This is a genomic window from Actibacterium pelagium, from assembly GCF_002285415.1.
GTDB classification, from domain to species: domain Bacteria; phylum Pseudomonadota; class Alphaproteobacteria; order Rhodobacterales; family Rhodobacteraceae; genus Actibacterium_B; species Actibacterium_B pelagium.
In genome coordinates this window covers 148,112-170,830 of sequence record NZ_NSBU01000007.1, presented here as the reverse complement: position 1 = coordinate 170,830, position 22,719 = coordinate 148,112, and the positions used below count along the sequence as shown (strand labels likewise).

25 protein-coding genes are annotated in these 22,719 nt (G+C 60.6%); 11 read left to right on the top strand and 14 right to left on the bottom strand.

The features are described 5' to 3' along the window. Nucleotides 1-2: 2 nt before the first annotated feature. The 9 genes from folP to CLM58_RS09705 form a co-directional block, all read right to left on the bottom strand. Nucleotides 3-1,007: a dihydropteroate synthase gene (gene folP, locus CLM58_RS09745; protein ID WP_095595751.1), complete on the bottom strand. Its 1,005-nt coding sequence runs from the start codon at nucleotides 1,005-1,007 to the stop codon at nucleotides 3-5. 39 nt (nucleotides 1,008-1,046) lie between these two features. Beyond that, nucleotides 1,047-1,985: a dihydroneopterin aldolase gene (locus CLM58_RS09740; RefSeq protein ID WP_095595750.1), complete on the bottom strand. Its 939-nt coding sequence runs from the start codon at nucleotides 1,983-1,985 to the stop codon at nucleotides 1,047-1,049. Nucleotides 1,986-2,069: 84 nt separating this feature from the next. After that, the gene (locus tag CLM58_RS09735; RefSeq protein WP_095597046.1) at nucleotides 2,070-2,750 is read right to left on the bottom strand and encodes a cell wall hydrolase; all 681 of its coding nucleotides are present in this window, start codon (nucleotides 2,748-2,750) and stop codon (nucleotides 2,070-2,072) included. Between the two features lie 199 nt (nucleotides 2,751-2,949). Continuing rightward, the gene (locus CLM58_RS09730) at nucleotides 2,950-5,484 is read right to left on the bottom strand and encodes a putative PEP-binding protein (protein ID WP_095595749.1); all 2,535 of its coding nucleotides are present in this window, start codon (nucleotides 5,482-5,484) and stop codon (nucleotides 2,950-2,952) included. A gap of 123 nt (nucleotides 5,485-5,607) precedes the next feature. After that, the gene (gene glyS / locus CLM58_RS09725) at nucleotides 5,608-7,827 is read right to left on the bottom strand and encodes a glycine--tRNA ligase subunit beta (RefSeq protein WP_095595748.1); all 2,220 of its coding nucleotides are present in this window, start codon (nucleotides 7,825-7,827) and stop codon (nucleotides 5,608-5,610) included. After that, a complete protein-coding gene (locus CLM58_RS09720) occupies nucleotides 7,827-8,363 on the bottom strand; it encodes a DUF6446 family protein (protein ID WP_095595747.1) in 537 nt (178 codons plus the stop codon). The genes glyS and CLM58_RS09720 overlap by 1 nt, the downstream gene beginning before the upstream one ends. Then, complete coding sequence (locus CLM58_RS09715; RefSeq protein WP_095595746.1) at nucleotides 8,351-9,280, bottom strand: glycine--tRNA ligase subunit alpha; 930 nt, start codon at nucleotides 9,278-9,280, stop codon at nucleotides 8,351-8,353. Before CLM58_RS09715 ends, CLM58_RS09720 begins: the two co-directional genes overlap by 13 nt. A gap of 106 nt (nucleotides 9,281-9,386) precedes the next feature. Beyond that, nucleotides 9,387-9,758 carry a hypothetical protein gene (locus CLM58_RS09710; RefSeq protein ID WP_143226553.1) on the bottom strand — a complete coding sequence of 124 codons (372 nt, stop codon included), beginning with the start codon at nucleotides 9,756-9,758 and terminating at the stop codon, nucleotides 9,387-9,389. Nucleotides 9,759-10,051: 293 nt separating this feature from the next. Then, nucleotides 10,052-11,479, bottom strand: coding sequence for a pyridoxal phosphate-dependent decarboxylase family protein (locus CLM58_RS09705; RefSeq protein ID WP_095597045.1), 1,428 nt, complete (start codon nucleotides 11,477-11,479; stop codon nucleotides 10,052-10,054). 141 nt (nucleotides 11,480-11,620) lie between these two features. Here CLM58_RS09705 and CLM58_RS09700 point away from each other — a divergent pair, with 141 nt between their 5' ends. Both CLM58_RS09700 and CLM58_RS09695 read left to right on the top strand, forming a co-directional pair. Then, on the top strand, nucleotides 11,621-13,318 hold the full coding sequence (locus CLM58_RS09700; protein ID WP_095595744.1) for a serine protease: 1,698 nt from the start codon (nucleotides 11,621-11,623) through the stop codon (nucleotides 13,316-13,318). 14 nt (nucleotides 13,319-13,332) lie between these two features. Then, nucleotides 13,333-14,187, top strand: coding sequence for an alpha/beta fold hydrolase (locus CLM58_RS09695; RefSeq protein ID WP_095595743.1), 855 nt, complete (start codon nucleotides 13,333-13,335; stop codon nucleotides 14,185-14,187). Between the two features lie 103 nt (nucleotides 14,188-14,290). Here the strand turns inward: CLM58_RS09695 and CLM58_RS09690 are convergent, their stop codons facing one another. Beyond that, nucleotides 14,291-14,971: a M48 family metalloprotease gene (locus tag CLM58_RS09690; RefSeq protein WP_095595742.1), complete on the bottom strand. Its 681-nt coding sequence runs from the start codon at nucleotides 14,969-14,971 to the stop codon at nucleotides 14,291-14,293. A 115-nt stretch (nucleotides 14,972-15,086) separates the two neighbouring features. Here CLM58_RS09690 and CLM58_RS09685 point away from each other — a divergent pair, with 115 nt between their 5' ends. Beyond that, nucleotides 15,087-15,341 carry a hypothetical protein gene (locus CLM58_RS09685; RefSeq protein WP_095595741.1) on the top strand — a complete coding sequence of 85 codons (255 nt, stop codon included), beginning with the start codon at nucleotides 15,087-15,089 and terminating at the stop codon, nucleotides 15,339-15,341. A gap of 41 nt (nucleotides 15,342-15,382) precedes the next feature. Here CLM58_RS09685 and CLM58_RS09680 read toward each other — a convergent pair whose 3' ends face one another. Beyond that, nucleotides 15,383-15,640 carry a DUF167 domain-containing protein gene (locus CLM58_RS09680; protein ID WP_095595740.1) on the bottom strand — a complete coding sequence of 86 codons (258 nt, stop codon included), beginning with the start codon at nucleotides 15,638-15,640 and terminating at the stop codon, nucleotides 15,383-15,385. A 145-nt stretch (nucleotides 15,641-15,785) separates the two neighbouring features. Here CLM58_RS09680 and queC point away from each other — a divergent pair, with 145 nt between their 5' ends. From queC to CLM58_RS09650, 6 genes are all read left to right on the top strand, one after another. After that, nucleotides 15,786-16,481, top strand: coding sequence for a 7-cyano-7-deazaguanine synthase QueC (gene queC, locus CLM58_RS09675; protein ID WP_095595739.1), 696 nt, complete (start codon nucleotides 15,786-15,788; stop codon nucleotides 16,479-16,481). Beyond that, nucleotides 16,481-16,837, top strand: a complete 357-nt coding sequence (gene queD, locus CLM58_RS09670) for a 6-carboxytetrahydropterin synthase QueD (protein WP_095595738.1) — start codon at nucleotides 16,481-16,483, stop codon at nucleotides 16,835-16,837. Before queC ends, queD begins: the two co-directional genes overlap by 1 nt. Then, a complete protein-coding gene (queE, locus tag CLM58_RS09665; RefSeq protein ID WP_408608215.1) occupies nucleotides 16,834-17,547 on the top strand; it encodes a 7-carboxy-7-deazaguanine synthase QueE in 714 nt (237 codons plus the stop codon). Before queD ends, queE begins: the two co-directional genes overlap by 4 nt. Before the next feature lie 16 nt (nucleotides 17,548-17,563). After that, nucleotides 17,564-18,031, top strand: a complete 468-nt coding sequence (queF, locus tag CLM58_RS09660) for a preQ(1) synthase (protein WP_095595736.1) — start codon at nucleotides 17,564-17,566, stop codon at nucleotides 18,029-18,031. A 78-nt stretch (nucleotides 18,032-18,109) separates the two neighbouring features. Next, nucleotides 18,110-18,688, top strand: coding sequence for a nitroreductase family protein (locus CLM58_RS09655; protein WP_095597044.1), 579 nt, complete (start codon nucleotides 18,110-18,112; stop codon nucleotides 18,686-18,688). Then, the gene (locus CLM58_RS09650; RefSeq protein ID WP_095595735.1) at nucleotides 18,685-19,383 is read left to right on the top strand and encodes an EI24 domain-containing protein; all 699 of its coding nucleotides are present in this window, start codon (nucleotides 18,685-18,687) and stop codon (nucleotides 19,381-19,383) included. The genes CLM58_RS09655 and CLM58_RS09650 overlap by 4 nt, the downstream gene beginning before the upstream one ends. Nucleotides 19,384-19,386: 3 nt before the next feature. Here the strand turns inward: CLM58_RS09650 and CLM58_RS09645 are convergent, their stop codons facing one another. Together CLM58_RS09645 and mce are read right to left on the bottom strand one after the other, a co-directional pair. Further along, entirely contained in the window at nucleotides 19,387-19,671 is a 285-nt protein-coding gene (locus CLM58_RS09645) for a DUF1467 family protein (RefSeq protein WP_095595734.1), read from the bottom strand. After that, on the bottom strand, nucleotides 19,671-20,075 hold the full coding sequence (gene mce / locus CLM58_RS09640; RefSeq protein ID WP_095595733.1) for a methylmalonyl-CoA epimerase: 405 nt from the start codon (nucleotides 20,073-20,075) through the stop codon (nucleotides 19,671-19,673). Before mce ends, CLM58_RS09645 begins: the two co-directional genes overlap by 1 nt. A 151-nt stretch (nucleotides 20,076-20,226) precedes the next feature. Between mce and CLM58_RS09635 the strand changes: the two genes are divergently transcribed. Together CLM58_RS09635 and CLM58_RS09630 are read left to right on the top strand one after the other, a co-directional pair. Beyond that, nucleotides 20,227-20,928 carry a response regulator gene (locus tag CLM58_RS09635; protein ID WP_095595732.1) on the top strand — a complete coding sequence of 234 codons (702 nt, stop codon included), beginning with the start codon at nucleotides 20,227-20,229 and terminating at the stop codon, nucleotides 20,926-20,928. A gap of 168 nt (nucleotides 20,929-21,096) precedes the next feature. Next, entirely contained in the window at nucleotides 21,097-21,342 is a 246-nt protein-coding gene (locus CLM58_RS09630) for a hypothetical protein (protein ID WP_143226552.1), read from the top strand. Between the two features lie 3 nt (nucleotides 21,343-21,345). On the opposite strand, the gene CLM58_RS09625 is transcribed toward CLM58_RS09630, so the two are convergent. Beyond that, on the bottom strand, nucleotides 21,346-22,635 hold the full coding sequence (locus CLM58_RS09625) for a ferredoxin reductase family protein (RefSeq protein WP_143226551.1): 1,290 nt from the start codon (nucleotides 22,633-22,635) through the stop codon (nucleotides 21,346-21,348). Nucleotides 22,636-22,719: the final 84 nt, after the last annotated feature.

Sequence of the window (22,719 nt, the reverse complement as noted above, 5' to 3'; positions counted from 1 at the left end):
GATTAGCCCCATACCGCCTCGGACAGGCTTAGCGCCTGCCGGGTCTCTTTTACGTCGTGTACTCGAAGGATTTGAACGCCCTGCCGCGCGGCCTCGAGCGCGATGGCGATCGAGCCGGGAGCGCGTTTCAGCGCGTCTGGCTCTTTTCCGATCTCGCCGATCATACGTTTGCGCGACACGCCCAGAAGGATCGGGCAGCCAAGCCCGTGGAACAGGCTGATACCCTGTAGCAGCGTCAGATTATGCTTTAGCGTTTTGCCGAAACCGATGCCGGGGTCGATCATGATGCGGGATCGTGGGATCCCGGCGGTTTCCGCAGCTTGGATCCGGTCCGCAAGGAAGTCATAGACGTCCAGCAGCACATTGTCATAGCTGGGCGCGTCCTGCATCGTCTTGGGGTCGCCCTGCGCATGCATCAGGCAGACGGGCGCGTTGTTCAGCGCGACCACCCCTGCAAGCAGCGGGTCATAGGTCAGCCCGGCCACGTCATTGATGATATTGGCCCCCGCCGCCAGCGCGGGCTGAGCGACAAGGCTTTTGCGGGTATCGACCGAGATCGGCACCGTCACGCCCGTCAGGCGCAAGGTGGTGATCAGCGGGACAACGCGGGTAATTTCAAGCGGGACAGGAACGGTGTCAGCACCGGGACGGGTGGATTCCCCACCGATGTCCAGAATATCGGCGCCCGCCTCTATCAGCTGGTTGGCACGGTCCTTGGCGGCACCGGGGGCCGACAGCATACCACCGTCCGAGAAACTGTCGGGCGTGACATTCATCACCGCCATGATCCGGGCCCGATCCATGGACAGCCCGGCGATAGGCTCTCGCGGTTCGGTCAGGGCGGCGTGGGCATCGTCGGGCAGCTCTACGGCCTCTATCCGTTCAGACGGGCGGCCACGTTCCAGAATTTCGACATGCGTGAACCACGAACGACCGCCAGCCAAGGGCAAGGCGTTGTCCGGGCGGAACGGGTCGGATTGAACAAGGGGGCGGTAGTAGACGCTCATGCGGTTGTTATTGGCGATCTGGCGGGATTTGCCAAGAGATCAGAGCGTTTGCGCGGCGTCCTTAAGCGAGACCGCGCGCACTGGTAGTGCAGATGTCGCCGGGGCCTCTGCCCCGATGACCACCAATTCCTCGGCATGGACCTGCCCTGCAAACCACTCCATCAAGTCTTGCGTATCGCGGGGTTGGGCCGAGGGGCCATCAACGGCGTCCAGCACCATCTTGGACGGGGCCCAGACGACCATCTGACCATGTTTCGTGGCCCAGTCGAGTTCGGTTCGGGTCTGCGTCACCACACAGCGGTCGTCCTGGCCCGCCAGAACCCAAGCATTCTGTTCGATGGCAAGCAGGTCGATCCGGCGCTGTGCCATCATGTGCCCCGCCTGCGGCGCAGGCTGATCAGCCGGTCCAACCGCAAGGATCACTGGGACTTCGCGCGCCTCAAGCCGGTCCAGCCATTTGGGCAGGTCGGGATGGGCAATCCCTTCGTTGGTCAGAAAGACTACGGCGGGGGCAACCCAGTGATGCGGGTCTTCATCGACCAGACGCGGCTTTTCGGCCTCGCGCTGGCGGACGATTTCCACGCCAAGGGCACCGGGGCCACGATCAAGCTTTTCGATCCGCACGAACACACGCAATGCCAGCGGTTCGGTCAGGATGTAATCCGCGATCCGCTCTGACAGCGTTTCCAGAAGGTTCAGGCGTTCGGAAGACAGTTCAGAGTGAATGGCATCCGTGATCGTGTCATAGGACAGGATCCGGTCAACATCGTCGTTCAGGGGCTCGGGGGCCGGGCGAACTTCGACCACGATGTTGAACCGCACACGTTGGGTGGCGCCGCGTTCCGACTGAAAGGCGCCGATTTCGACTTCGACCTCGTAATCACGCAGGGAAATCCGATCGGGGGGCGTCACGCTGTCCGTCGACGCCTGAGCACGGGCGTCGGGATGGGCAAAGGCCAGGCGGATTTCGTCAGTCATAGTTTGCGTCCATCAACCAAAGTAGAGGGGCACCATAGGGAAATTGCGCCATTCTACAACAGCCAACAGAGTATACCGCCGCTATCAGCGTTGCGCTGTGCGGGTCTTCTCGCGGTAGAAGTGGTGGACACCAATCGTAGCAGTGCGCGGGAAGACGCGTGCCCAACGCGGGTTCACTGCTTTGGTGTGATAGTGAGTCGCGCCACCGGTCAGTTTACGCTCTACCCCGTCGATCATCAGCTTGGCGACTTTGCCAACGCGGGCGTAGGCCGCTGGTTCAGCGATGTTTTCGGCGATGCCGTCACAGGTATAGCTGAACTGGCACTGGTGCTTGCGACCCGTGCCTTGATTAACCACACCACAGACAGTGTCAGGGTAGCGGTTGGAATCGACGCGGTTCAGGATAACCTCTGCCACGGCGAACTGGCCTTTGACGCTTTCACCGCGGGCTTCGAAATACAGCGCCTCTGCAAGGCAGGCCCACTGTTCGCCGCCTTTGACCTTGGGACGGGCGTCAATCCAATCACGGGTATAGGTGACACGGTTTTCGTCGAATTCGACTTTGGGCAGCGAAACCAGCTTGTTCAGGCGACGGGTGTTGACCTTATCAAGCCCCATCCGTTCGGCTCCAAGCAGAGCTGTCATGTGAGAGGAAACAGACACAGCCGGATCGTTGGACTGCGATACAGTCACATCCGCCGACGTCGTCGACCCCAAAGTAAGCGCAAGCGCAGCGATCGCTGCCCCTTTAAGAGTGCGTTTCATCATTGGTTAGCCCCCAAATTGCCTTAATTCTCAGCAAACCGTCAGGCGACATAGCCCCCTATGACGGGTTCGGGTAGGTCGTCTGATGCAACGCAGCTATGCAAAAAACGGGACGCTTGCTAAAGATTTAGGACTTTTCGGACCCGGAAGGTAAATTTTTCCTATATTTTTCAAAGCCCTATTTTCCGGAAGCGGATTTTCAGGCGGCGGCGCCATGCGCCTTGCGCAACACCGCATGAGCGATCGCAAGACGCGCTATGGGCACACGAAATGGCGAACAGGACACGTAATCAACGCCAGCGTCTTGGCAAAACGCGATTGATTCGGGGTTGCCGCCGTGCTCTCCGCAGATGGAAATCACAACGTCTTTTTGCGCCTCTCGAGCGCGCTGAACACCAATCAGCAATAGTTCGCCAACTCCATCCAAATCCAGCGTGTGGAACGGATCCTCTGGGTAAACGCCCTGCTGGACATAGGCCCCCATAAAGCGCCCGGCGTCATCCCGACTAAGCCCATAGGTCATCTGCGTCAGGTCGTTGGTCCCGAAGCTTAGGAAAGCCGCATGGCTGGCAATATCGCCTGCCCGCAGCGCAGCGCGCGGCGTTTCCACCATGACGCCCAGCTTGTATTTGAACTCTGCCCCGGTCTGGTTGTGAACCGCCACGGCGATGGCGTCGACGCTGTTCTTGACCAGCTCGACCTCGCGCATTGCCGAGACCAGGGGGATCATGATTTCCGGCTCGACCAGACGACCGCGCTCGCCAGCCTCGATCGTGGCTTCAAAAATCGCGCGGGCCTGCATCTCGTAGATTTCAGGGAACAGCACGCCAAGGCGCACGCCGCGCATCCCCAGCATAGGGTTGAATTCGGATAGCGCCTCGATCCGGCGGGTCACCTGCGAGATCGGCAGGTCCAACGCCTCGGCCATGGCACGGATGCCGCTGCGGTCGCGGGGCATGAATTCGTGAAGCGGCGGGTCAAACAGGCGAATACAGACCGGCAGGCCTTCCATGATCTGGAACAGGCGCACGAAGTCCTCGCGCTGCATCGGCAGCAGCTGATCCAGCGCGGCCCGGCGGTCGGTTTCTTCATCGGCAAAGATGGTTTCACGCATCACGGTCAGGCGGTCGCCCTCGAAGAACATATGCTCGGTCCGGCAAAGGCCGATCCCGTCGGCACCAAACCGGCGGGCTGTACGCGCGTCATCCGGCGTATCGGCATTGGCGCGCACTTTCATGCCGCCCAGTTCTTCGGCCCAGCTTAGCAAAGCCGAAAAGCAGTCATCCACGGCGGGCGGAAGCATCTCGACCTCGCCCATCAGCGCTTCGCCGGTACCGCCGTCGATGGTCACCAGATCACCTTCGTTCAGGGTTCGCCCATCCGCAGTGACCAGAACGCCATCGCGCGAGCGTAGGGTGATGTCCGAGGCCCCCACCACGCACGGCAGGCCAAGACCACGTGCGATAACGGCGGCGTGGCTGGTAACCCCGCCACGAACCGTCAGAACGGCGTTGGCGGCATGCATGCCACGAATGTCTTCGGGCTGGGTTTCCTGACGTACCAGAACGCAGGCCTCATCGCGGGCAGCACTGGCCTGTGCGGCGGCCGAACTGAACACAAGCTTGCCGCTGGCAGCACCCGGGCTGGCCGCGATGCCCCGGGCAAAGCGATCGCGCTTGCCGCGCGGATCAACCTGACTGTGCATCAACTCGGACAAAGCGCGCGGTTCGATCCGAAGCAGCGCTTCTTCTTTCGAGATCACGCCCTCACGCGCCAGTTCCACTGCGATCCGGACACTGGCCCGGGACGAGCGTTGAACGCGGACCGCGTCCAGAATGTGCAGGTGACCGGCTTCGATCGTGAATTCGATCTGCATCTCTTCCCGCAGCTTGGTGCGGCAGACTTTTCCGGCCTCGATCAGTTCCTTGAATGCCGTATCGCATTGCTCTTCCAGCGAGGGCCCTCGCGGATCGCGGGTCAGGTACAACACGCCCCCGTCCCCGGCCAGCGCATCGCGGCCTTGGCTCTGGCTCATATATCGGCCGGTGATCTGCGGCAGCCCGGTGGTGGGGTCCACAAACTGGATCACGCCCGATCCGCTTTCCTCTGCCCCGATACCAAAGGCCATGCGCTGCACGATCAGGCCAAGCCCGGCATCTGCTGGCGCGCCTTTGGCCTGCCGCAGCAGGCGGGCGGTCGTGCCTTCCCAAGCGCGCGCCATGGAACGCAGCACCATGTGCAGCTGATAACCCGGGTCCTGCGGAAAAGCCTCGTCCGTTTCATCTTCGTAGGCGTCAAGAACCTCGGCCAATGGCTTTTGGCCGTCGAACATATCCGGGTCCAGCCGGGCGACGTGGATGGCAAAGGTTTGGACAAAGCGGCGATACAGTCGATCCGCAACATCCTGCCCCTGCGTCTTGACCAGTTCGGCGTGGCGGTCGTCATTCATCCCGATATTCAGGATCGCACCGGGTCCACCCCAATCCGGGTCTTCCGAGCTTGGCCGCACAGACACCAAGGGCGCCTCGCCAAATACCGCCAAAAGGGCATCGGTATCCAAACGGTGTCCGGCCGCAATCTGATGCACCGTGTCAAAAGAGATCGCAACGGTCTGCGGAACCGGCAAATCCAACCGCACAAGGCGCTGCAGGCACTTTGCGCGCCCCCCGTGCTCTGCCACCGTGATCGGTGCAGTTTGCGTTATCTCATGAAACTCGGCCATTTCGCGAAGCATAGATTGCCCCCATTATTCCGGGGGTCAAAGATAACCAGTTTCTGCAGTTGCACAAGGCGTCACTTCGGGCAGGTCCCCCTGCCCTGCGGGCAATTCGGGAACCTGCGCCAAAACAGGGTGATTTTAACCTTCAACGCGCGACAAATCTGCCACCTGAGAACAGGTTTCGCGGATCGTATGCAGCATATTCAGACGATTGCGACGCACAATCTCGTTGTCGGTGTTCACCTGCACAGACTCGAAAAACGCATCGATCGGCCCCCGCAACGCGGCCATGCCGCCCATGGCGGCGGCGAAATCTTCGGCCTCGATGGCCGAAGAGATCGCACCCTTGGCGGTTTCAAGAGCCTCGAAAAGGGCCTTCTCTGTGGCGTCTTCGGCAAATTTCGGATCCGCGCCGAATTCATAGGACACACCGTCTTTTTCTTCGGCCTGGCTTAGGATGTTGTTCGCGCGTTTGAAGCCCTGCAACAGGTTCTCGCCATCGTCTGTCTTCAGGAAGTCCGACAAGGCGGTCGCGCGCTTCACCAGCAAAGTCAGATCGTCACTGCCCGGCATCGCGAGGCAGGCGTCGATCACATCATGGCGCACGCCTTGATCCCGCAGATAGACCTTCAGACGGTCGTGGAAGAAGCTCAGCAGGTTTTCGGCGACATCCGGTTCGTGATCTTTCAGCTTCGCGATCCATTCCGGGGCATCGCCGTCCAGTCGTTCGATGATGGCGCGAACAGCCGACCCAAAGACACCGTGCTGGGCCACTTCTGTCAGCATTTCGTTCAGCAACTCTGTTTCTTCTGAATCGGTCACTTCGATCTCGTGGCGCAGAAGCTGCGCGTCAAAGAAGTGGTCCAGATTCAGGCGCAGATCATTGGTCAGGACCAGACGGATCACACCCAAGGCTGCACGACGCAGCGCGAACGGGTCTTTCGAGCCGGTCGGCTTTTCATCAATCGCCCAGAACCCCGTCAGCGTGTCCAGCTTGTCCGCCAGCGCCACCGCAACAGAGACTGGGGCGGTCGGTACATCGTCAGACGGGCCAAGCGGCGAGTAATGCTCTTCGCACGCTGCCGCAACTTCGCGCGGCAGGCCCGCAGCCTCAGCATAGTAGCGGCCCATCAGGCCCTGCAGTTCCGGGAATTCATAGATCATTTCGGACGACAGGTCTGCTTTGGCCACTTCGGCGGCTTTTGCGACCAGATCAGCATCCGCACCCACGACCGAAGCCAGCTTGACCGCCAGCGCCGCAATCCGTTCGATCCGTGCTTTCTGGCTGCCCAGTTTGTTGTGGAAAGTCACGTTCGACAGCTTGTCAGTCCACCGCGACAGGTCAGACTTGGCAACACGCAGATCGTTTTCCCAGAAGAACTTGGCGTCCGACAGGCGGGCGAACAGAACTTTCTGGTTCCCCGCCAGAATGGTGGCGCCATTATCGGCGGTTTCGCGGTTCGCCACGGTGATGAAGCGCACGATCTTGCCCGACTTCGGGTCGCGGACCGAGAAGAACTTTTGGTGTTCTTTCATTGAGGTCTGCAGAACCTCGGGCGGTAGACCAAGAAAGTCCTCTGCGATCTCTCCCATCAGGACGACGGGCCATTCGACCAAACCGGCAACTTCGGCCAGCAGCCCTTTGTCGTCGACCACTTCCAAACCGGCCGCAAAAGCCATGTTGGTGGCGTCGTGCCAGATCGCCTCGGCGCGTTCCTCGGCATCCAAGATGACATTGGCGCGCTTCAGCTTGGCGGCATAGTCGTCAAACCCGGTGACAGCGATGCTGCCCGTGGACATGAAACGGTGCCCCTCGGTCGTGTTGCCGGCAGCAATCCCGTCGATTTCCATCGGAACGACCTGCGAGCCCTCTTCATCCGACAGGATGCACAGGATCGAGTGCAGCGGGCGCACCCAACGCAAGGAACCAGAGCCCCAACGCATGGATTTCGGCCACGGGAAGTTGCGGATCACGTCCGACAGGACATGGGCCACGATCTCGGCCGCGGGGCGACCGGTTTTTTCGATCACGGCGAAATAGACCTGGCCCTTCTTGTCATCACGGATTTCCAGATCGTCCATGGTCAAGCCGGTCGACCGCAGGAAGCCCTCAATCGCCTTTTCAGGCGCGCCAACCTTGGGGCCTTTGCGTTCTTCACGGGTGTTCGGGCTTTCGGCCAGCAGACCTTCGACCTGCAACGCCAGACGGCGCGGGGTCGAATAGGCCCCGGCATGGGCATAGGTCAGACCCGCGTCGACCAGACCGTCGGTCACGCGTTTCTTCAGATCCTCGGCAGCCTTCGCCTGCATACGGGCGGGGATTTCCTCGGAAAACAGTTCAATCAGCAGATCGGGCATCAGTTTTTCTCCGGCGGTAGCGGGCAGCCAAGGGGCAGCGGGTTGCCGGAGAATGCCGACTTGCCGCAGGAATTGACTTGGTTCCAGACAAAGCCGCGGCCGTCTGGGTAGACGGCGACAATGCGGTCAATGCCATATTCGATGTGTTTTTCACCCATGAAGGCGATGGCCTCTTCGCTTTCCAGCGCCTCGCCAATAGCGGCGGCGTTGAAACAGTCGAACGTGTCGGGCGCGACCAGCGGCACAGCGCGATCGAAGACCTCGTAGGTTTCGGTCAACAGCGCCAAGGACGTCGGCGTGGTGAAACAGGCACGATAGCGGATTGGCGAGCTTTCGGAATCGATGGCGGTCAGGTTCTCGGTCAGGATCACCTCGGGCTTACCCGAAGTGATCGAGGTGATCTCGACCTTAGCGTCTTCAACCGCTACCGGCGCATAGAAAGCTCTTTCCTGCGTGTACCAGACCCCGACACCAGCGGCGATGGCTGCAACGACGACAGATCCAACCATGAATTTGCCCCAAGTTAGGCCTGCCATCCGCCAGCCTCCGTCTGAACGAAGGCGTCGGCGCATTTCTTGGCAAGCGCGCGGACGCGGCCGATGTAGGCCTGGCGTTCGGTGACAGAAATCACGCCGCGCGCGTCCAGCAGGTTGAACAGGTGCGAGGCTTTGATGCACTGGTCATAGGCAGGGTGCGCCATGATGATGGTCTTGCCGGTCTTGGGGTCCTCTGCCGGATGGGACAGGATCTCTTCGCACTCGGCTTCCGCATCTTCGAAGTGGCGAAACAGCATCTCGGTGCTGGCGGCATCGAAGTTATGGCGCGAGTACTCTGCCTCTGTCTGGCGGAACACATCGCCATAGCTTAGCTGGATCGGCGCTTCCGGAGAATTGTACGGCATGTCCATCACGTGATCGACGCCAAGAACGTACATTGCCAGACGTTCCAAGCCGTAGGTCAGCTCGCCCGAAACGGGTTTGCAGTCGTGGCCACCGACCTGTTGGAAATAGGTGAACTGCGACACTTCCATGCCGTCGCACCAGACTTCCCAGCCAAGGCCCCAAGCGCCAAGGGTTGGGCTTTCCCAGTCGTCCTCGACAAAACGGATATCGTGCAGGTCCATGTCGATGCCGATGGCTTCGAGCGAGCCCAGATAGAGCGCCTGAAGATCGGGCGGGCTGGGTTTGATCAGAACCTGATATTGGTAATAGTGCTGCAGGCGGTTCGGGTTCTCGCCATAGCGCCCGTCGGTCGGGCGACGCGAGGGCTGCACATAGGCGGCGGCCCAGGATTTCGAGCCCAGCGCGCGCAACGTGGTTGCCGGGTGGAAGGTCCCTGCGCCCACCTCCATATCGTAGGGTTGCAACACGGCGCAGCCCTTGGAAGCCCAATAGTTTTGAAGCCTCAGGATGATCTCTTGAAAAGAGCGGGGTTTGTCTTGCGGCGCGGCCATGGTTCCACCTGCTGGTTTCGTCTGCGACTGAATAGGCAAGCGGGACGGAAGGGTCAATCAATTGCGGGGCCTGCTACGCAGGTGAATTGACTTTGGACCCCTGATTTTACTCGACCGTCGGTATCTGATCGGCGGTCACCTCGTCCTTCAGAAGCTCAACGACTTTTTGGTGCTCGTCCATCCAGAGGTGTAAAGCCCGGTATCCCCGAAGGCTGAGCTTGTTTCTTTCGCGCAATGGCAGCTGATTGAAATCCTCAAATGACATCTGGGACACAAGGGACAGTTTGAGGCGCTCGAAGATCATTCCGCAGGTCGAGGCTTCGCCGAAACTGGGAAGACGGGTTTCGGCCAAGGCGTTACATGCGAAGTAAAACCGCAGATCTGTCCTGTCTGGCGGGAACCGTGGCTCCGGGACCGTGTCGGCAAGCGGCGCAGTACCCGCAGTGGCCAGTGTCACGGCCAGTATGTGCGTTCTCATTTTGAATGTCTTGGGCATCGGAACGGCTTTGCGCTTAAGGAACTGCATTCGCAACGCGCGAAGACTTCTTAAGCGCGCGTCGAGAGGTCTTACCTTGCTTGATTGAAGCATGTTTTAGGGACGATTTGCATCGTTTTTGGCGGATCTGACAGAGTTGTGAGATCATCCAAAACAGTCGTGACCGCCGCACTCGTCAACCGGTTTCAAGTATGCTGAAGGGGCGTCGGTGCGGTCGCTTCCGCCCAAGCCCCCGAAATACGGGCCTGAAATCTTAGGAAATTTGGCGGGAAATCCTATGCCGCCGTCAGCTTTTCAGCCAGTTCCTGCACCATCACCACCAGCGCCCGCAGGTCCCGGTCGCGGGTGCGGTGGTTGGTCAGGTTGATGCGGATCGCAGTCTGGCCGTTCAGGACCGTGGTCGAGGGTACGGCAAAGCCGCTTTCCTGCATTTCCCAGACGATTTCGTTGTTCAGCTTATCCAGATCGCCCTGCCCCGTCGCACGGAAGCAGACGATGTTTAGGGCGACAGGGGCCATAAGTTGAAGTCCCGGCGCTTCATCCACCAGTTGCCCCAGAAGCTTTGCTTGGCGGTGGTTGTCGTCGACCGCCGCGCCCAATGCCTTGGTGCCGAAATGTGAAAGATGCGCCCAGACCTTCAAGGCGCGGAAGTCGCGGGACAGTTCGGGGCCATAGTCGACGGGCCAGAAGTCACCGCCGGATAAGCCTCGGGCGGATTGTGCCAAATAGGCGGGACGTTCGTTGAAGCTGGCGTAATGGGCATCGGCATCGCGGATCAGAACGCAACCAGCGTCGTAATTAACCTGCAGCCACTTGTGGAAATCAAAGGCGACGGAATCCGCGCGTTCCAACCCTTTGAAGCGTGGGCGCAGACCGTCACTTAGCATAGCGGCGCCACCTATAGCGGCGTCGACGTGGTACCACATGTCATGCGCGCGAGCGATGTCAGCAAGCGCATCCAGATCATCGATCGCCCCGACGTTCACGGCACCAGCGGTCCCGATCAGCGCAAAGGGGGAGCGGCCGGCGGCCAGATCATCGGCGATCATCTTGCGCAGGGCGCCAAGGTCGATTGTGTAATCGTCAGTACAGGGCACCAGCCGCAATGTGTCTGCGCCCAGCCCGATGATATCAAAAGCCCGCGCCACGCAGCTGTGGGTCTGGGCCGAGGTATAGGCCACCAATGAATGCGACCCCAGACCTGTCTTGCGCGTCTTGACCCCCAGCATGGCGTCGCGCGCAGTCTTCATGGCAATCACCGTCGCCATCGACGTGCCTGACACCAGCAGACCGCTCGCGTCCTGCGGAAAGCCCATCATGGCCTTGGACCAGTCCAAAACCTGTTTCTCGACATGGATCGCGCCGGTATCGCGGCCACCCAAGTTGGCGTTCATTGCTGCCATGGCGATGGCAGGCAAAAGCCCGGCAGGCGTGCCGCTGCCATGCACCCACCCCCAGAACCGCGGGTGGGTATTGCCCGGCCCGAACGGCAAGAGATCGGTCAGCTGCTCCCCTATCGCCGCAATCTCTTGGCCTGCCTCTGGTAGGGGCTGGCTCATCGCGTCGATCAGCTCTGGCGTAGGGGCGGTCCAGACACGGGCGGTCTCGGCCGTTTCCATCTTGTCCAGCGCATCATCCAGCATTTTATGCGCGGCATCGCGGAAGGACGGCCAGTCCTTGGGATCGAGTTTTCCGTTCGCCATGAAAGCCCCCGCATGAAGATTGTGGCATTGTGGGCGCACTGCGCCGGACATGGTGCTTTTGCCGAATAGAAACGTGCAAATCCAGCCCACTATAGATACATCTAATAAGAATCTGATTTATTCTGCTTATTCGGGCTGACAATGAAAAAACTTCTCGCGCTCGCCACTTTGATTTTGGGCCTTTCCACCACGATTTCCGCTGCACAGACCTCTAACTGGGTCCAGATAGAGGCGCATCCGACCCTGCAAGAGGCGCAGGCGCGCGCGCGGGTCTATGGCTCTTCCCTGCCCGATATCGCCGGGTTCCGATTGGGAACGGGGTGGTATGCCATCGTGCTTGGTCCCTACACGCGCCCCGGCGCCGAGGCGCGTTTGGATCAGTTGCGTTCGCAGGGCCGCATCCCAGAGGACAGCTATATCGCTGAAGATGCCGGATTGGGTGAGCAGTACTGGCCCCAAGGCCAACAATCCCGCCCCGTGGCACAGCCCGCCCCCACCCCGCAGGCCCCGGTCGCCACCCTGATCGACGAAACCCCGCGTGAGGCGCGCCGGTCCGAGGCGCTTTTGACCCGCGAAGAGAAGATCGCCATTCAGGAAGCGATGAAATGGGAAGGCGTCTATTCCGGTGCGCTGGATGCGGCCTTTGGGCCGGGCACCCGCCGCGCGATGGGGGAATACCAAGCACGGATCAACGCCGAGCCGACGGGTATCCTGACCACTGCCCAGCGCACCAAGCTGATCGGCGACTATCGCGCGGCCATCGGCAAACTTGGCATGGTCAACGTGCAGGACATCGCCGCCGGGATCGCCTTGGACATGCCGATGGGATTGATCGAGGGCGACACCCCGCTAAGCCCGTTCAGCCGCTATAAGGCCAAGAACGACAGTGGTGTGACCGCCATGTTGATCAGCCAGACCGGGGACGAGGTCACCATGTCCGGCCTGTACGACCTGATGCAGACGCTAGAGATCATCCCGCTGGAAGGTCCCCGCGAACGCAATCGTCGCAACTTCACCATCACTGGCCGCAACGACCAGATCGAAAGCTACACCTATGTTCAGACCTCTGATGACGAGGTCAAAGGCTTCACCCTGACATGGCGCCCCGAAGATCGTCGCCTGATGGAACGTGCGGCCCAGATGATGCAGGCCAGCTTTGCGCCGATCAAAGGCTCTGTCCTGCCCGATACAGCGGGTCGTGAAGACCAGTCTATCGACCTGTTTGCCGGACTTGAAATTCGCCGCCCCGAGGCCTCGTTCACCGGTTTCTTCGTCGATGGCAAAGGCGCGGTGCTGACCAGCGCTTTGGACCAATGCACCCGCGTCACCATAGGGGACGAGCAAGAGGCGGAAATCGTCGCGCAGGACACGGCGCTTGGTCTAAGCCTTCTGCGCCCGACCACCGACCTGTCGCCGATCGAGATCGCTGGTTTCCGTGAAACCGCGCCGCGTCTGCAGTCGGAAATTGCCGTGGCGGGATATTCCTATGGTGGGCTTCTGGCGCTGCCTGCGCTGACCTATGGCACCTTGGCGGATGTGAAGGGCCTGCAAGGCGAAACCGACCGTGCCCGTCTGGCGCTTTCCGCCCTGCCCGGTGATGCTGGGGGGCCGGTGTTTGACGCGGCTGGTGCAGTGATCGGCATGCTGCTGCCTCGCGCGGACGGCGCGCGGCAATTGCCCGAAGACGTCAGCTTTGCTGCGTCTGTCTCGCCCATGGCCAGCTTCCTGCAGGCCAATGGTGTCTCGGCCCGGATCAGCGACAGGACCGACCCGATCGCACCCGAAGACCTGACGGTTCAGGCCGCGGATATGGCGGTTCTGGTCAGCTGCTGGAACTAGCCCCGCGCAGCCCCATGTTCGCAGGTTTCGAAGAGATCGACGTCGCCCTTCCCGAGGCAACCATTCACGCAAGAGTGGGCGGAAAGGGCGACCCTCTTCTGCTATTGCACGGGTATCCGCAGACCCATTTCATGTGGCACCCAGTTGCAGAGCAGCTTGCCGAAACACATCGCGTGATCATCCCCGACCTGCGCGGGTATGGCGACTCTGTTGCCAAGAGCGATGACTTCACCTTCCGCGCCATGGCGCAAGATTTCATCTTGTTGATGGAACACCTGGGGCATTCGCAGTTTCAGGTGGTTTCCCATGATCGGGGCTCTCGGGTGGCGCATCGCATGGTGTTGGATCATCCGGATGCGGTGCGCTCTGTTGCGATCCTGGACATCCTACCAACGCTTGATGTGTGGCGGGTGATGGATGATTGGCTGGCAAAGAAATACTATCACTGGAGCTTTCTGGCCCAGCCCGGTGACATGCCACGTCGTCTGATCAACGGGGACCCGATCCTGTTTCTACACTCTGCGCTGCTTGGCTTGTCTGGCTCAACTGATCTTTTTGCCAAAGAGGCGCTGGCCGAATACGAACGCGCGGCGCGTAACCCGGATGTGGTTGCGGCATGGTGCGGGGATTATTCGGCGGGCGCGTCGACAGATCTGGACCATGACCGCGAGAACCTTGGCCAGACCAGCGACATTCCTTGCCTCGTGCTTTGGGGCAGCAAAGGCGCCGTGGCGCATCATATCGACCCGCTTGAGGCTTGGAAGGTCTGGTTCCCCAATGCGGTGGGCCATGCCGTAGACGCGGGTCATTTTCTGGTCGAAGAACGCCCTACCGAAGTGCTTGAGGCCCTGATCGAACACTTGCGGTAACCTGCGCCTTCTGCGGGATCTGCCCAGAGGAAGTACCGATAAAAGTAAAAAGCCGACCTGCCAAGAACTGGAAGGTCGGCTTTGTTGTTTAGATCACCGGCCCTTAAAGGCTGGCCGCAACCCGGTTGATGGTTGCACGGCGCTCTGCGTTGGGTGGGTGCGAGCCAAGGAACCTGTCGCCCGGATCAGGAGACCGGAAGAAATAGGCAGCACCAGCCCGTGGGTCATACCCGGCCTTATGGGTGATCACCGCGCCAAGCGCGTCGGCTTCAAGCTCCATATCCTTGGAATAGGCGCGCGCGCCAACCGAACCACCCAGCTGCTGACCGACGTCCACCGCGACCTGAGAACCAATAGCCGCACCGACAAGCGCCCCGAAAATAGAGCCAGCCGTTGCATTCACTTGCGTCTTAGCGATGTGGTTCTCGATATGATGCGCGGCCTCATGTCCCATGACAAAGGCGATCTCGTGGCTGTTCTGCAGGTCGTTCAACAGGGCCTGGGTAAAGGTGACCACCGGCCGACGCCCTTCCAGCGACTGATAGGCGTTGGGCGGCAGGTCCGCGTTGGGGTGGATCACGATCTTGAAGTCGCAATTCACGCCAGACCGGGCACGGGCGCGGCATTCACGCTCTGCCACGGGTTCCACACGGGATTGAACCGCGCTGAACCGCTGCATCTGGGTCGAATTGATAGACGGCGCCTTTGAAACCTGCCCACCGGTCGTGGTGGTTTCCGTGCACGCAGCAAGCGCAAGGCACAGAAGTGGGATAGTAAATCGCATGAAATTGCCTGTTCTCGTTTCCTTGGGGGTCACTCTAGCAAAGCGGGATCGCGGAACCAGCCAGAAAATCCATATTCCAGTTCACAAGCCGAAATCCGCAAGCTAGCCTGAGCGTATGTTTACCATCGAGCACGAATTCGACGCCACCGTCATCACCCTTGTGGACGAAGGCGAAACCCATCTTCAGGAAGATGTGACCATCAACGCTTTTGAAGAGTGCATCACCATCGAACAGCTGGACCCGATGACCGACCGCGTTCACGTCGTGACCCTGTCGATGCAACAGTTGAAAGAACTGGCCATGGCACTGGACCTGCCCGAAGGCGCCTATCGGATCGCCAAGGAAAAGGCTGTGCCCAAAAACGTCTGAGACCCGTCCGACCCTGCGACGGGGTATCGTGACACGTTCAGCTAGGGCCCCAACACCCGAAACAGCTTGTCGCGAGAGGTCGAACCGCGCACCAGTTCCAGCCGGGACTTCGGGACGCCAAGCGCCTTGGACAAGAGCTTGACCACCGCCACATTGGCTTTGCCCCCTTCCGGCACGGTGGTCACGCTGACCTTCAGGCGCTCTCCATCCACACTGACCATGTTACGAGACGCCTTGGGGGTTACCCGCACCTCTATGGTGCGGCCCGGCGTGGCAAAGGGGGACAGGTCATCGCTCATATCCGGCAGATTGGCGGCGACGTCGGGTCAGCGCAAGGCTCACCCCTTCCCTTTTGGCATCACAAGGTCTATATCGCCGCCTGTTCGGGATGATCCCGGCAACCGGTCGCAGCCTACCCGGTTCGCTAAAACAAGGACTACATTGATGAAAACCATTGTCATCTGCTCCGGCGGACTGGACAGCGTATCTTTGGCCCACAAGGTCGCAGACGAGCACGAACTGGTCGGGCTGGTCTCGTTCAACTATGGCCAACGCCACTCCAAAGAGCTGGACTATGCGCGGCTATGCGCAGACCGTCTGGGCGTTCCCTTTCACCTGATCGACATGTCCGGCATCGGGGCGCATCTGACCGGATCGGCCCTGACCGATGATCTGGACGTGCCCGATGGGCATTACGCCGAGGACACGATGAAGATCACTGTCGTGCCCAACCGCAATGCCATCATGCTGACGATTGCCTTCGGGATTGCGGCAGCCAAGGGCGCTGATGCCGTGGCGACCGCCGTTCACGGTGGCGACCACTTCATTTACCCGGACTGTCGCCCGGCCTTCACCGAAGCGTTTGAAGCCATGCAAAAGGCAGCGCTGGACGGCTATGCCGATATCAGCCTCTACACGCCTTTCGTGCATGTTCCGAAGTCCGACATCGTAAAGGCAGGAGCCGCCCACAACACACCGTTTGACCAGACATGGTCCTGCTACAAGGGCGGCGAGGTCCACTGCGGCCGCTGCGGCACCTGCGTTGAACGGCGCGAGGCCTTTCATATTGCGGGTGTCGAAGACCCGACGGTCTATGAAGACCCCGATTTCTGGAAATCCGCCGTGGAAGGAGCGCAGTAATGTACCGCATCACCAAGGAATTCCACTTTTCTGCCTCGCACCAGCTGTGTGGCCTGCCCGACGATCACCCCTGCGCCCGGCTGCATGGGCACAATTACATTGTCGAGGTCGAACTTAGCGCCACAGAACTGGACGCGAATGGCTTCGTTCTGGACTATCGCGAACTGTCGCCGCTGAAGCGATACATTGATGACGAGCTGGACCACCGTCACCTGAACGATGTCTTCGGCCATGATGCCGTGACCTCGGAGGTGCTGGCCAAGACCATCTATGACTGGGCGAAATCCCGTTGGGGTCAGGTCACTGCCGTCCGCGTCAGCGAGACCCCGAAAACATGGGCCGAGTACCGCCCGTGACCCTGCGCATCGCCGAAATCTTTGGCCCCACCATTCAGGGCGAAGGCGCCGTGATTGGCGCGCCCACCGTCTTTGTGCGGGCGGGCGGCTGTGACTACCGTTGCAGCTGGTGCGACAGCCTGCATGCGGTCGACAGCGCTTACCGCCACACCTGGGCGAAGATGGACACGGCCGAGGTCTGGGCGAAGGTCACGGAACTGGCCAAGGCACCGCTGACCGTGTCGATCTCTGGCGGCAATCCCGCCATTCAGGACTTCGGCCCGCTGATCGAAATGGGCCATGACGAGGGGTATACTTTCGCGCTGGAAACCCAAGGGTCGGTCGCGCAGCCATGGTTCGCGAAGCTCGACACGCTGGTTCTAAGCCCAAAACCGCCGTCTTCGGGCGAGGTCGTGGACTGGGCAAAGTTTGACGATTGCCTGACTGCCGCCAAGGACGCCCCGACCGTCCTGAAGATCGTGATCTTCGACGAGGACGACTATCTTTGGGCCCGCGAGGTCGCTGACCGCTACCCCGCCCTGCCCCTGTATCTGCAACCGGGCAACCACACGCCTCCTCCGCCCGAGGCCGAAGATGCCGCCATCGACATGGATGGCATCAACGACCGGATGGAATGGCTGGTTGACCGCGCTCTTGCCGACAACTGGTACCGCCCCCGTATCCTGCCTCAGCTACACGTGCTGATCTGGGGCAACAAACGCGGCGTATGAACGAAAGGACAACACAATGGCCAATGATGACATCTACCAGAACCTGACCATGCTGGGGTCCGAGACCAAGGCCCCGCAATCCCCCGAAGAGGCCGTGCTGGAACGCGTCCCCAACCCGCAGGCTGGAACCGACTATGCGGTGCGCTTTACCGCGCCCGAGTTCACCTCGCTTTGCCCGCTGACCGGGCAGCCCGACTTTGCGCATCTGGTGCTGGACTATGTGCCGGGTGACTGGCTGGTCGAAAGCAAGTCGCTGAAGCTGTTCCTGTTCTCGTTCCGCAACCACGGTGCCTTCCACGAAGATTGCACCGTCACCATCGCAAAGCGCCTGATCGAGGTTCTGGACCCGAAATGGCTGCGCATCGGTGGCTACTGGTACCCACGCGGCGGCATCCCTATCGACGTCTTCTACCAGACCGGAGAGCCGATCCCCGGTGTCTTCCTGCCGGATCAGGGCGTGCCGACCTACCGCGGCCGGGGCTAGGTCACATTCGATCGGCGTTCTCCCCTTGACCCTTCGGGCCCAAAACCCGACATGGGATGGGACACAACGGAGACGCCGATGCCCAACCCGAACGAAGCCGCCCTCGAATTTCTGCAGACCCGCCGCTCGCGCCCGGCCAAAACGCTGACGACCCCGGTTCCGACCCGCGAAGAGTTGGAACCGATCCTGACCGCCGCCCTGCGCACCCCGGATCACGGAAAGCTAGAGCCTTGGCGGCTGATCGTGCTAGAGCGCGCGGCCATGTTGCGGCTGGCCGACCTTGTGGGCACACGTGGTGCCGAGCTTGGCGAAGACCCCGAAAAGATCGAAAAGGCCAAAGCGCAGTTCGGGAATGCGCATCTGGCCGTCGCCGTGGTCTCTTCCCCCGTGGTGTCCGAGAAAATCCCCGCGATCGAACAGGTCTATTCCGCAGGCGCGGTTTGCCTTGCCCTGCTGAACGCGGCGCTGGCCTCTGGCTGGGGCGCGAACTGGCTGTCTGGCTGGGCGTCTCATGATGCGGCTTTCGTTCAAACCGGTCTGGGCCTGAACGAAGGCGAAAAGGTTGCTGGCCTGATCCACATCGGCACAGAAAAATTCACTCCGCCGGAACGCCCCCGCCCTGATATGGAAGATAAGGTAAGCTGGGTAAGCGAATGATCTTCAACGATTTCCTCAAAGCGCTGGCGCAACTGCCCGAGCGCCGCTTTCAGGGTGTCTTTTGGCTGGGCATCGGCATCACCATTGCCGCGCTGTTTGTCATTACCACCGTGTTTGGCTGGTTCGCTGGCTGGCTGGCCCCCGACAATTTCGCCCTGCCCGTAATCGGAGAGATCACATGGCTCGACGACGCCGCCACCTTCGCCGGAATTGGCGTGATGCTGGTAGCTTCGATCTTTCTGATGGTGCCGGTCGCCTCTGCCGTGACCGGGTTCTTTCTGGAAAGCGTAGCGCAGGCGGTCGAGGACAAACACTATCCCCATCTGCCGGATGTAGAGCCGATGCCGATTGCCGATGTCATTCGGGATTCGGTCGGCTTTTTCGGCCTGATGATCCTGGTGAACCTTGTCGGCCTGATCGTTTACCTGCTTTCAGGCCCGCTTGCCCCGTTTGTCTTCTGGGCTGTGAACGGGTTCCTTCTGGGGCGGGAATATTTCCAGATGGTCGCCATGCGCCGCATCGGGCGCCAAGCCGCCTCGGAGCTGCGGAAAAGATTTACTCTGCGGATCTGGTTTGCGGGGTGCCTAATGGCGGTGCCGCTGTCGGTGCCAATCTTGAACCTGCTGGTGCCGGTCTTAGGCGTGGCAACTTTCACGCACCAGTTTCACCGCCTGGCCGCGCGCGGCCAAGCGTAGCTTTTATTCCGGAGCCGTCGGACGGGGCAGACGTTCCGTCCAGTCGAAATCGCGCGGGTTGATCACACCTGACAGGATGATCGCCGTCAGTACCACCCAAATCGGCACGGCGATCAGGGTCACCCGGATCGCGACTTTGCGCGGTTTGAAATCGGCCGGGGCACTGGCATGTGTTCCCGGCACGACGTCGCCCTCTTCCCCCTGCGTGCGCGCCATGAAGGGCAGCACGATGAACAGCGTCATGAACCAGCAAACCGCCAGCAGTACGAGGGCAGAGGTAATGGCCATCAGACCTGCTCCAGCTCGACGAGGGTGCCGTTGAAGTCTTTCGGGTGCAGGAACAGAACCGGCTTGCCGTGGGCACCGATTTTCGGCTCACCCGTACCCAGAACGCGGGCACCTTCGGCTTTCAGCTTGTCGCGCGCGGCCAGAATGTCTTCGACCTCGTAGCAGATGTGGTGAATACCGCCCGAGGGGTTCTTCTCAAGGAAACCCGCGATCGGAGAGTTGTCGCCCAGAGGGTACAGGAACTCGATCTTGGTGTTCGGCAGTTCGACGAAGACAACGGTCACACCGTGATCGGGCTCGTCCTGCGGTGCGCCGACCTTTGCACCCAATGTGTTGGCATATTGCGCCGACGCGGCTTCCAGATCCGGCACGGCGATTGCGACGTGGTTCAAGCGACCGATCATGACGTCTTCTCCTCTTATCCCTAGTTATCAGGGGTTATGGGGCGCAGGACCGTCCCCGGCAAGGGGTGCCCCTGCGGCTTTTGCGCATCTTTTACGAAAGATTAGGCAAGACTCCAATCTACTGGGGCCTCAACTGCCGAAAGCTGCCCCCATGCCTGACACTTTACACCCCGTTCCGAACACCACCGTTCTTTCCAACCGCCCGCTGGTCGGGCTGACCCTGCTTGTGGTCGAAGACAGTCGCTATGCCTCTGATGCGGTGCGCCTGTTGGCAATGCGATCCGGGGCACGATTGCGACGGGCCGATTGCCTTGCCTCGGCAGACAGGCACCTGAAGGTCTATTGCCCCGATGCGATCCTGATCGACCTTGGCCTGCCGGATGGCCGAGGAGAGGACCTGATCAGACGGCTGCGGACCGCCTCGCCAAGGATCCCCGCCATTCTTGCGCTGTCGGGACAGGACGATGCCGCGCCTCGCGCCATGGCGGCCGGGGCCGACGGGTTCATGGCCAAACCGATCTCGTCCATGTTGGCGTTCCAGCGCAGCATCCTTTCGGCACTGCCACCCGACCCGACCCCGCGCCGTTGTGACAGCGATGACCAGACCATTCGGCCAGACCCTGTGGGCCTGAGCGACGACCTGCGCCATGTGGTGCGGGCCTTGACCAAGGCCGGGCAGCCGCCCTCTCGCGATTATGTCGCGCGGTTTCTGGGCAGCCTTGCGCGATCTGCCAGCGACCCCCGGTTGGAACGCGCCGCCAAGGATTTTGCCAGCCAAGCTCCGGCGGCGCAGGTTCTGGCCCATCTCGAGGGGCTGCTGGACACACGAATCGACGCGCCAACCCGGCTGTAGCAATCCTGCAACCAATTCAGGAAAACGCGCATCGCCATGGGACGGGACCTATTATAAGGGTCATTTCCCATACAAACGCGCTAGTTTTCGCCGATCATCCAAAGAAATCAGCGAAAAACCGGCCAAATATGGCGATATCACCCTATTCGCCGCATCACAGCCCGATCCATGACAAAAAACCCTGTGACCCTAATCCTTAGGATTATTGATCGAGGCCCCCAAGTGCACGACCCATCGTTCCAGCCCCCGGAAGACCGGGACAAGTGGCAACTGTCTGATTGGACAGTGCGGCTGGCGCTGGTCACCATTCTGGTGCTTGGGTTGTTCGTCTCTTTGTCGACGGGGTCTTTGGATGCCGAATACTGGGACCTTGCCGACCGTTCAGCGGTACAGACCAAAGCCACAGGGGAATAAGCGCTAAATCCGGTCGATCAACTTTATGGCCAACCTGCGCAGCCCTAGACCCGTCCGAATTTCAAACGCTTCATAGTGATAGTTCCGGGCCGTCAGGCCAAAGGGTGCCAATGCCAGACCCAAGGCGCGGCGCATCGCGACCGGACCGCAGAACAACACACGATGGCCACTCAGGTCCTTACCGGTGATTGAAGCCACGCCCTCACCATCCAGACGCCCCTTCTCTTCACTAGCCCATGGAACCAGCGTTAAGTTGGGTTTGTCCGCTGCAATGGCCTCCAATTCGGCCAAGTGCGCGGCCTCATCAGCACTTCGGAAGGCATAGATCATTGTGACGGGGGCGGCATCTGGCGCCAAGGACTGGGCCAGCGCGGTGAATGGCGTGATGCCGACACCTGCCGCGATCCAGACCTGAGGCGTCTTGCCCGGTCGCCCGAAATGCCCATAAGGACCTTCCACCGTGACTGGTTGCCCCTCTGCCAAAGCACGGGACAGGCGCGCGGTCAGATCACCCAAGGGCGCAATGGTGACCCGCAGCGCACCGGTGTCATCCGGGGCTTTGCTGATGGTGAACGGGTGCGGCTCTGCCATGCCAGACCCGGTAAAGCCGAAGAAGGCGAATTGGCCCGCGCGATAGCGCACCGGTTTGCCCTCGGGCATCATTTGGACCGCGACGGCATTACCTTCGGACGACACGCCGGTTATGCGGTAGGGCCGGCTTGGCCGCACGCCGCGCGGGGCGGCGGTATAGGCATAGGCGACAATTCCCACCAAGCAGATCGCGGTCATGTACAGCCCAAGCGGATCAGAGTTTTTGAAGGGCTTCAGAATGAACAGGTAATGCAGGAACCCCGCCACGAAGAAGATGCCGATAAAGCGATGGGTCCATTTCCACAGGTGATAGGGAATGAAGACCGCGATGGTTATGGTCACGAGGATCAGCAAACCATAAAGGCTGATCTCGCCCGCCGTTTCCGCCGCCTCGACCAACAAGGTTTCAGGCCCCAATCCCTTCATCTCGGCATCGATCGTGTCGTGCAGCAGCAACGCGACCATCGCGCCGATCCCCAGCCATTTGTGCACGCGGTAGGACTGGTCCATTGGGCCGAACACGGCCTCGACCCCGCGCCAGCGGGTGGCAATCAGATGGGCGAAGGCCATCGCGATCAGTGACACCAGACCCAGATACTGGCTGCCCAAGGCAATCACGTCTTTGCCCTGACCATGCGCAGGCAACCAGATCAGCGGCGCCAGCAGGGCCACAACTATCAAACCAATACCAAGTATTTTCACAGGACCCTCCGAAGCTATCGCGCATTTCTAGCGTAGTCGGGACTGTCCAGCCAATAAACCTGAGTTTTAAAAATATATTTCGAG

Coding starts and splice junctions, on each gene's coding strand:
- CLM58_RS09645 (WP_095595734.1), bottom strand. CDS start 19,671: ATGGCCATTACCTCTGCCCTCGTACTGCTGGCGGTTTGCTGGTTCATG.
- folP (WP_095595751.1), bottom strand. CDS start 1,007: ATGAGCGTCTACTACCGCCCCCTTGTTCAATCCGACCCGTTCCGCCCG.
- glyS (WP_095595748.1), bottom strand. CDS start 7,827: ATGCCCGATCTGCTGATTGAACTGTTTTCCGAGGAAATCCCCGCCCGT.
- CLM58_RS09705 (WP_095597045.1), bottom strand. CDS start 11,479: ATGGCGAACGGAAAACTCGATCCCAAGGACTGGCCGTCCTTCCGCGAT.
- CLM58_RS09685 (WP_095595741.1), top strand. CDS start 15,087: ATGTTTACCATCGAGCACGAATTCGACGCCACCGTCATCACCCTTGTG.
- queC (WP_095595739.1), top strand. CDS start 15,786: ATGAAAACCATTGTCATCTGCTCCGGCGGACTGGACAGCGTATCTTTG.
- mce (WP_095595733.1), bottom strand. CDS start 20,075: ATGATCGGTCGCTTGAACCACGTCGCAATCGCCGTGCCGGATCTGGAA.
- CLM58_RS09695 (WP_095595743.1), top strand. CDS start 13,333: ATGTTCGCAGGTTTCGAAGAGATCGACGTCGCCCTTCCCGAGGCAACC.
- CLM58_RS09655 (WP_095597044.1), top strand. CDS start 18,110: ATGCCCAACCCGAACGAAGCCGCCCTCGAATTTCTGCAGACCCGCCGC.
- CLM58_RS09680 (WP_095595740.1), bottom strand. CDS start 15,640: ATGAGCGATGACCTGTCCCCCTTTGCCACGCCGGGCCGCACCATAGAG.
- CLM58_RS09715 (WP_095595746.1), bottom strand. CDS start 9,280: ATGGCCGCGCCGCAAGACAAACCCCGCTCTTTTCAAGAGATCATCCTG.
- CLM58_RS09700 (WP_095595744.1), top strand. CDS start 11,621: ATGAAAAAACTTCTCGCGCTCGCCACTTTGATTTTGGGCCTTTCCACC.
- CLM58_RS09630 (WP_143226552.1), top strand. CDS start 21,097: ATGACAAAAAACCCTGTGACCCTAATCCTTAGGATTATTGATCGAGGC.
- CLM58_RS09730 (WP_095595749.1), bottom strand. CDS start 5,484: ATGCTTCGCGAAATGGCCGAGTTTCATGAGATAACGCAAACTGCACCG.
- queD (WP_095595738.1), top strand. CDS start 16,481: ATGTACCGCATCACCAAGGAATTCCACTTTTCTGCCTCGCACCAGCTG.
- CLM58_RS09710 (WP_143226553.1), bottom strand. CDS start 9,758: ATGAGAACGCACATACTGGCCGTGACACTGGCCACTGCGGGTACTGCG.
- CLM58_RS09650 (WP_095595735.1), top strand. CDS start 18,685: ATGATCTTCAACGATTTCCTCAAAGCGCTGGCGCAACTGCCCGAGCGC.
- CLM58_RS09720 (WP_095595747.1), bottom strand. CDS start 8,363: ATGGCAGGCCTAACTTGGGGCAAATTCATGGTTGGATCTGTCGTCGTT.
- CLM58_RS09635 (WP_095595732.1), top strand. CDS start 20,227: ATGCCTGACACTTTACACCCCGTTCCGAACACCACCGTTCTTTCCAAC.
- queF (WP_095595736.1), top strand. CDS start 17,564: ATGGCCAATGATGACATCTACCAGAACCTGACCATGCTGGGGTCCGAG.
- CLM58_RS09735 (WP_095597046.1), bottom strand. CDS start 2,750: ATGAAACGCACTCTTAAAGGGGCAGCGATCGCTGCGCTTGCGCTTACT.
- CLM58_RS09740 (WP_095595750.1), bottom strand. CDS start 1,985: ATGACTGACGAAATCCGCCTGGCCTTTGCCCATCCCGACGCCCGTGCT.
- CLM58_RS09690 (WP_095595742.1), bottom strand. CDS start 14,971: ATGCGATTTACTATCCCACTTCTGTGCCTTGCGCTTGCTGCGTGCACG.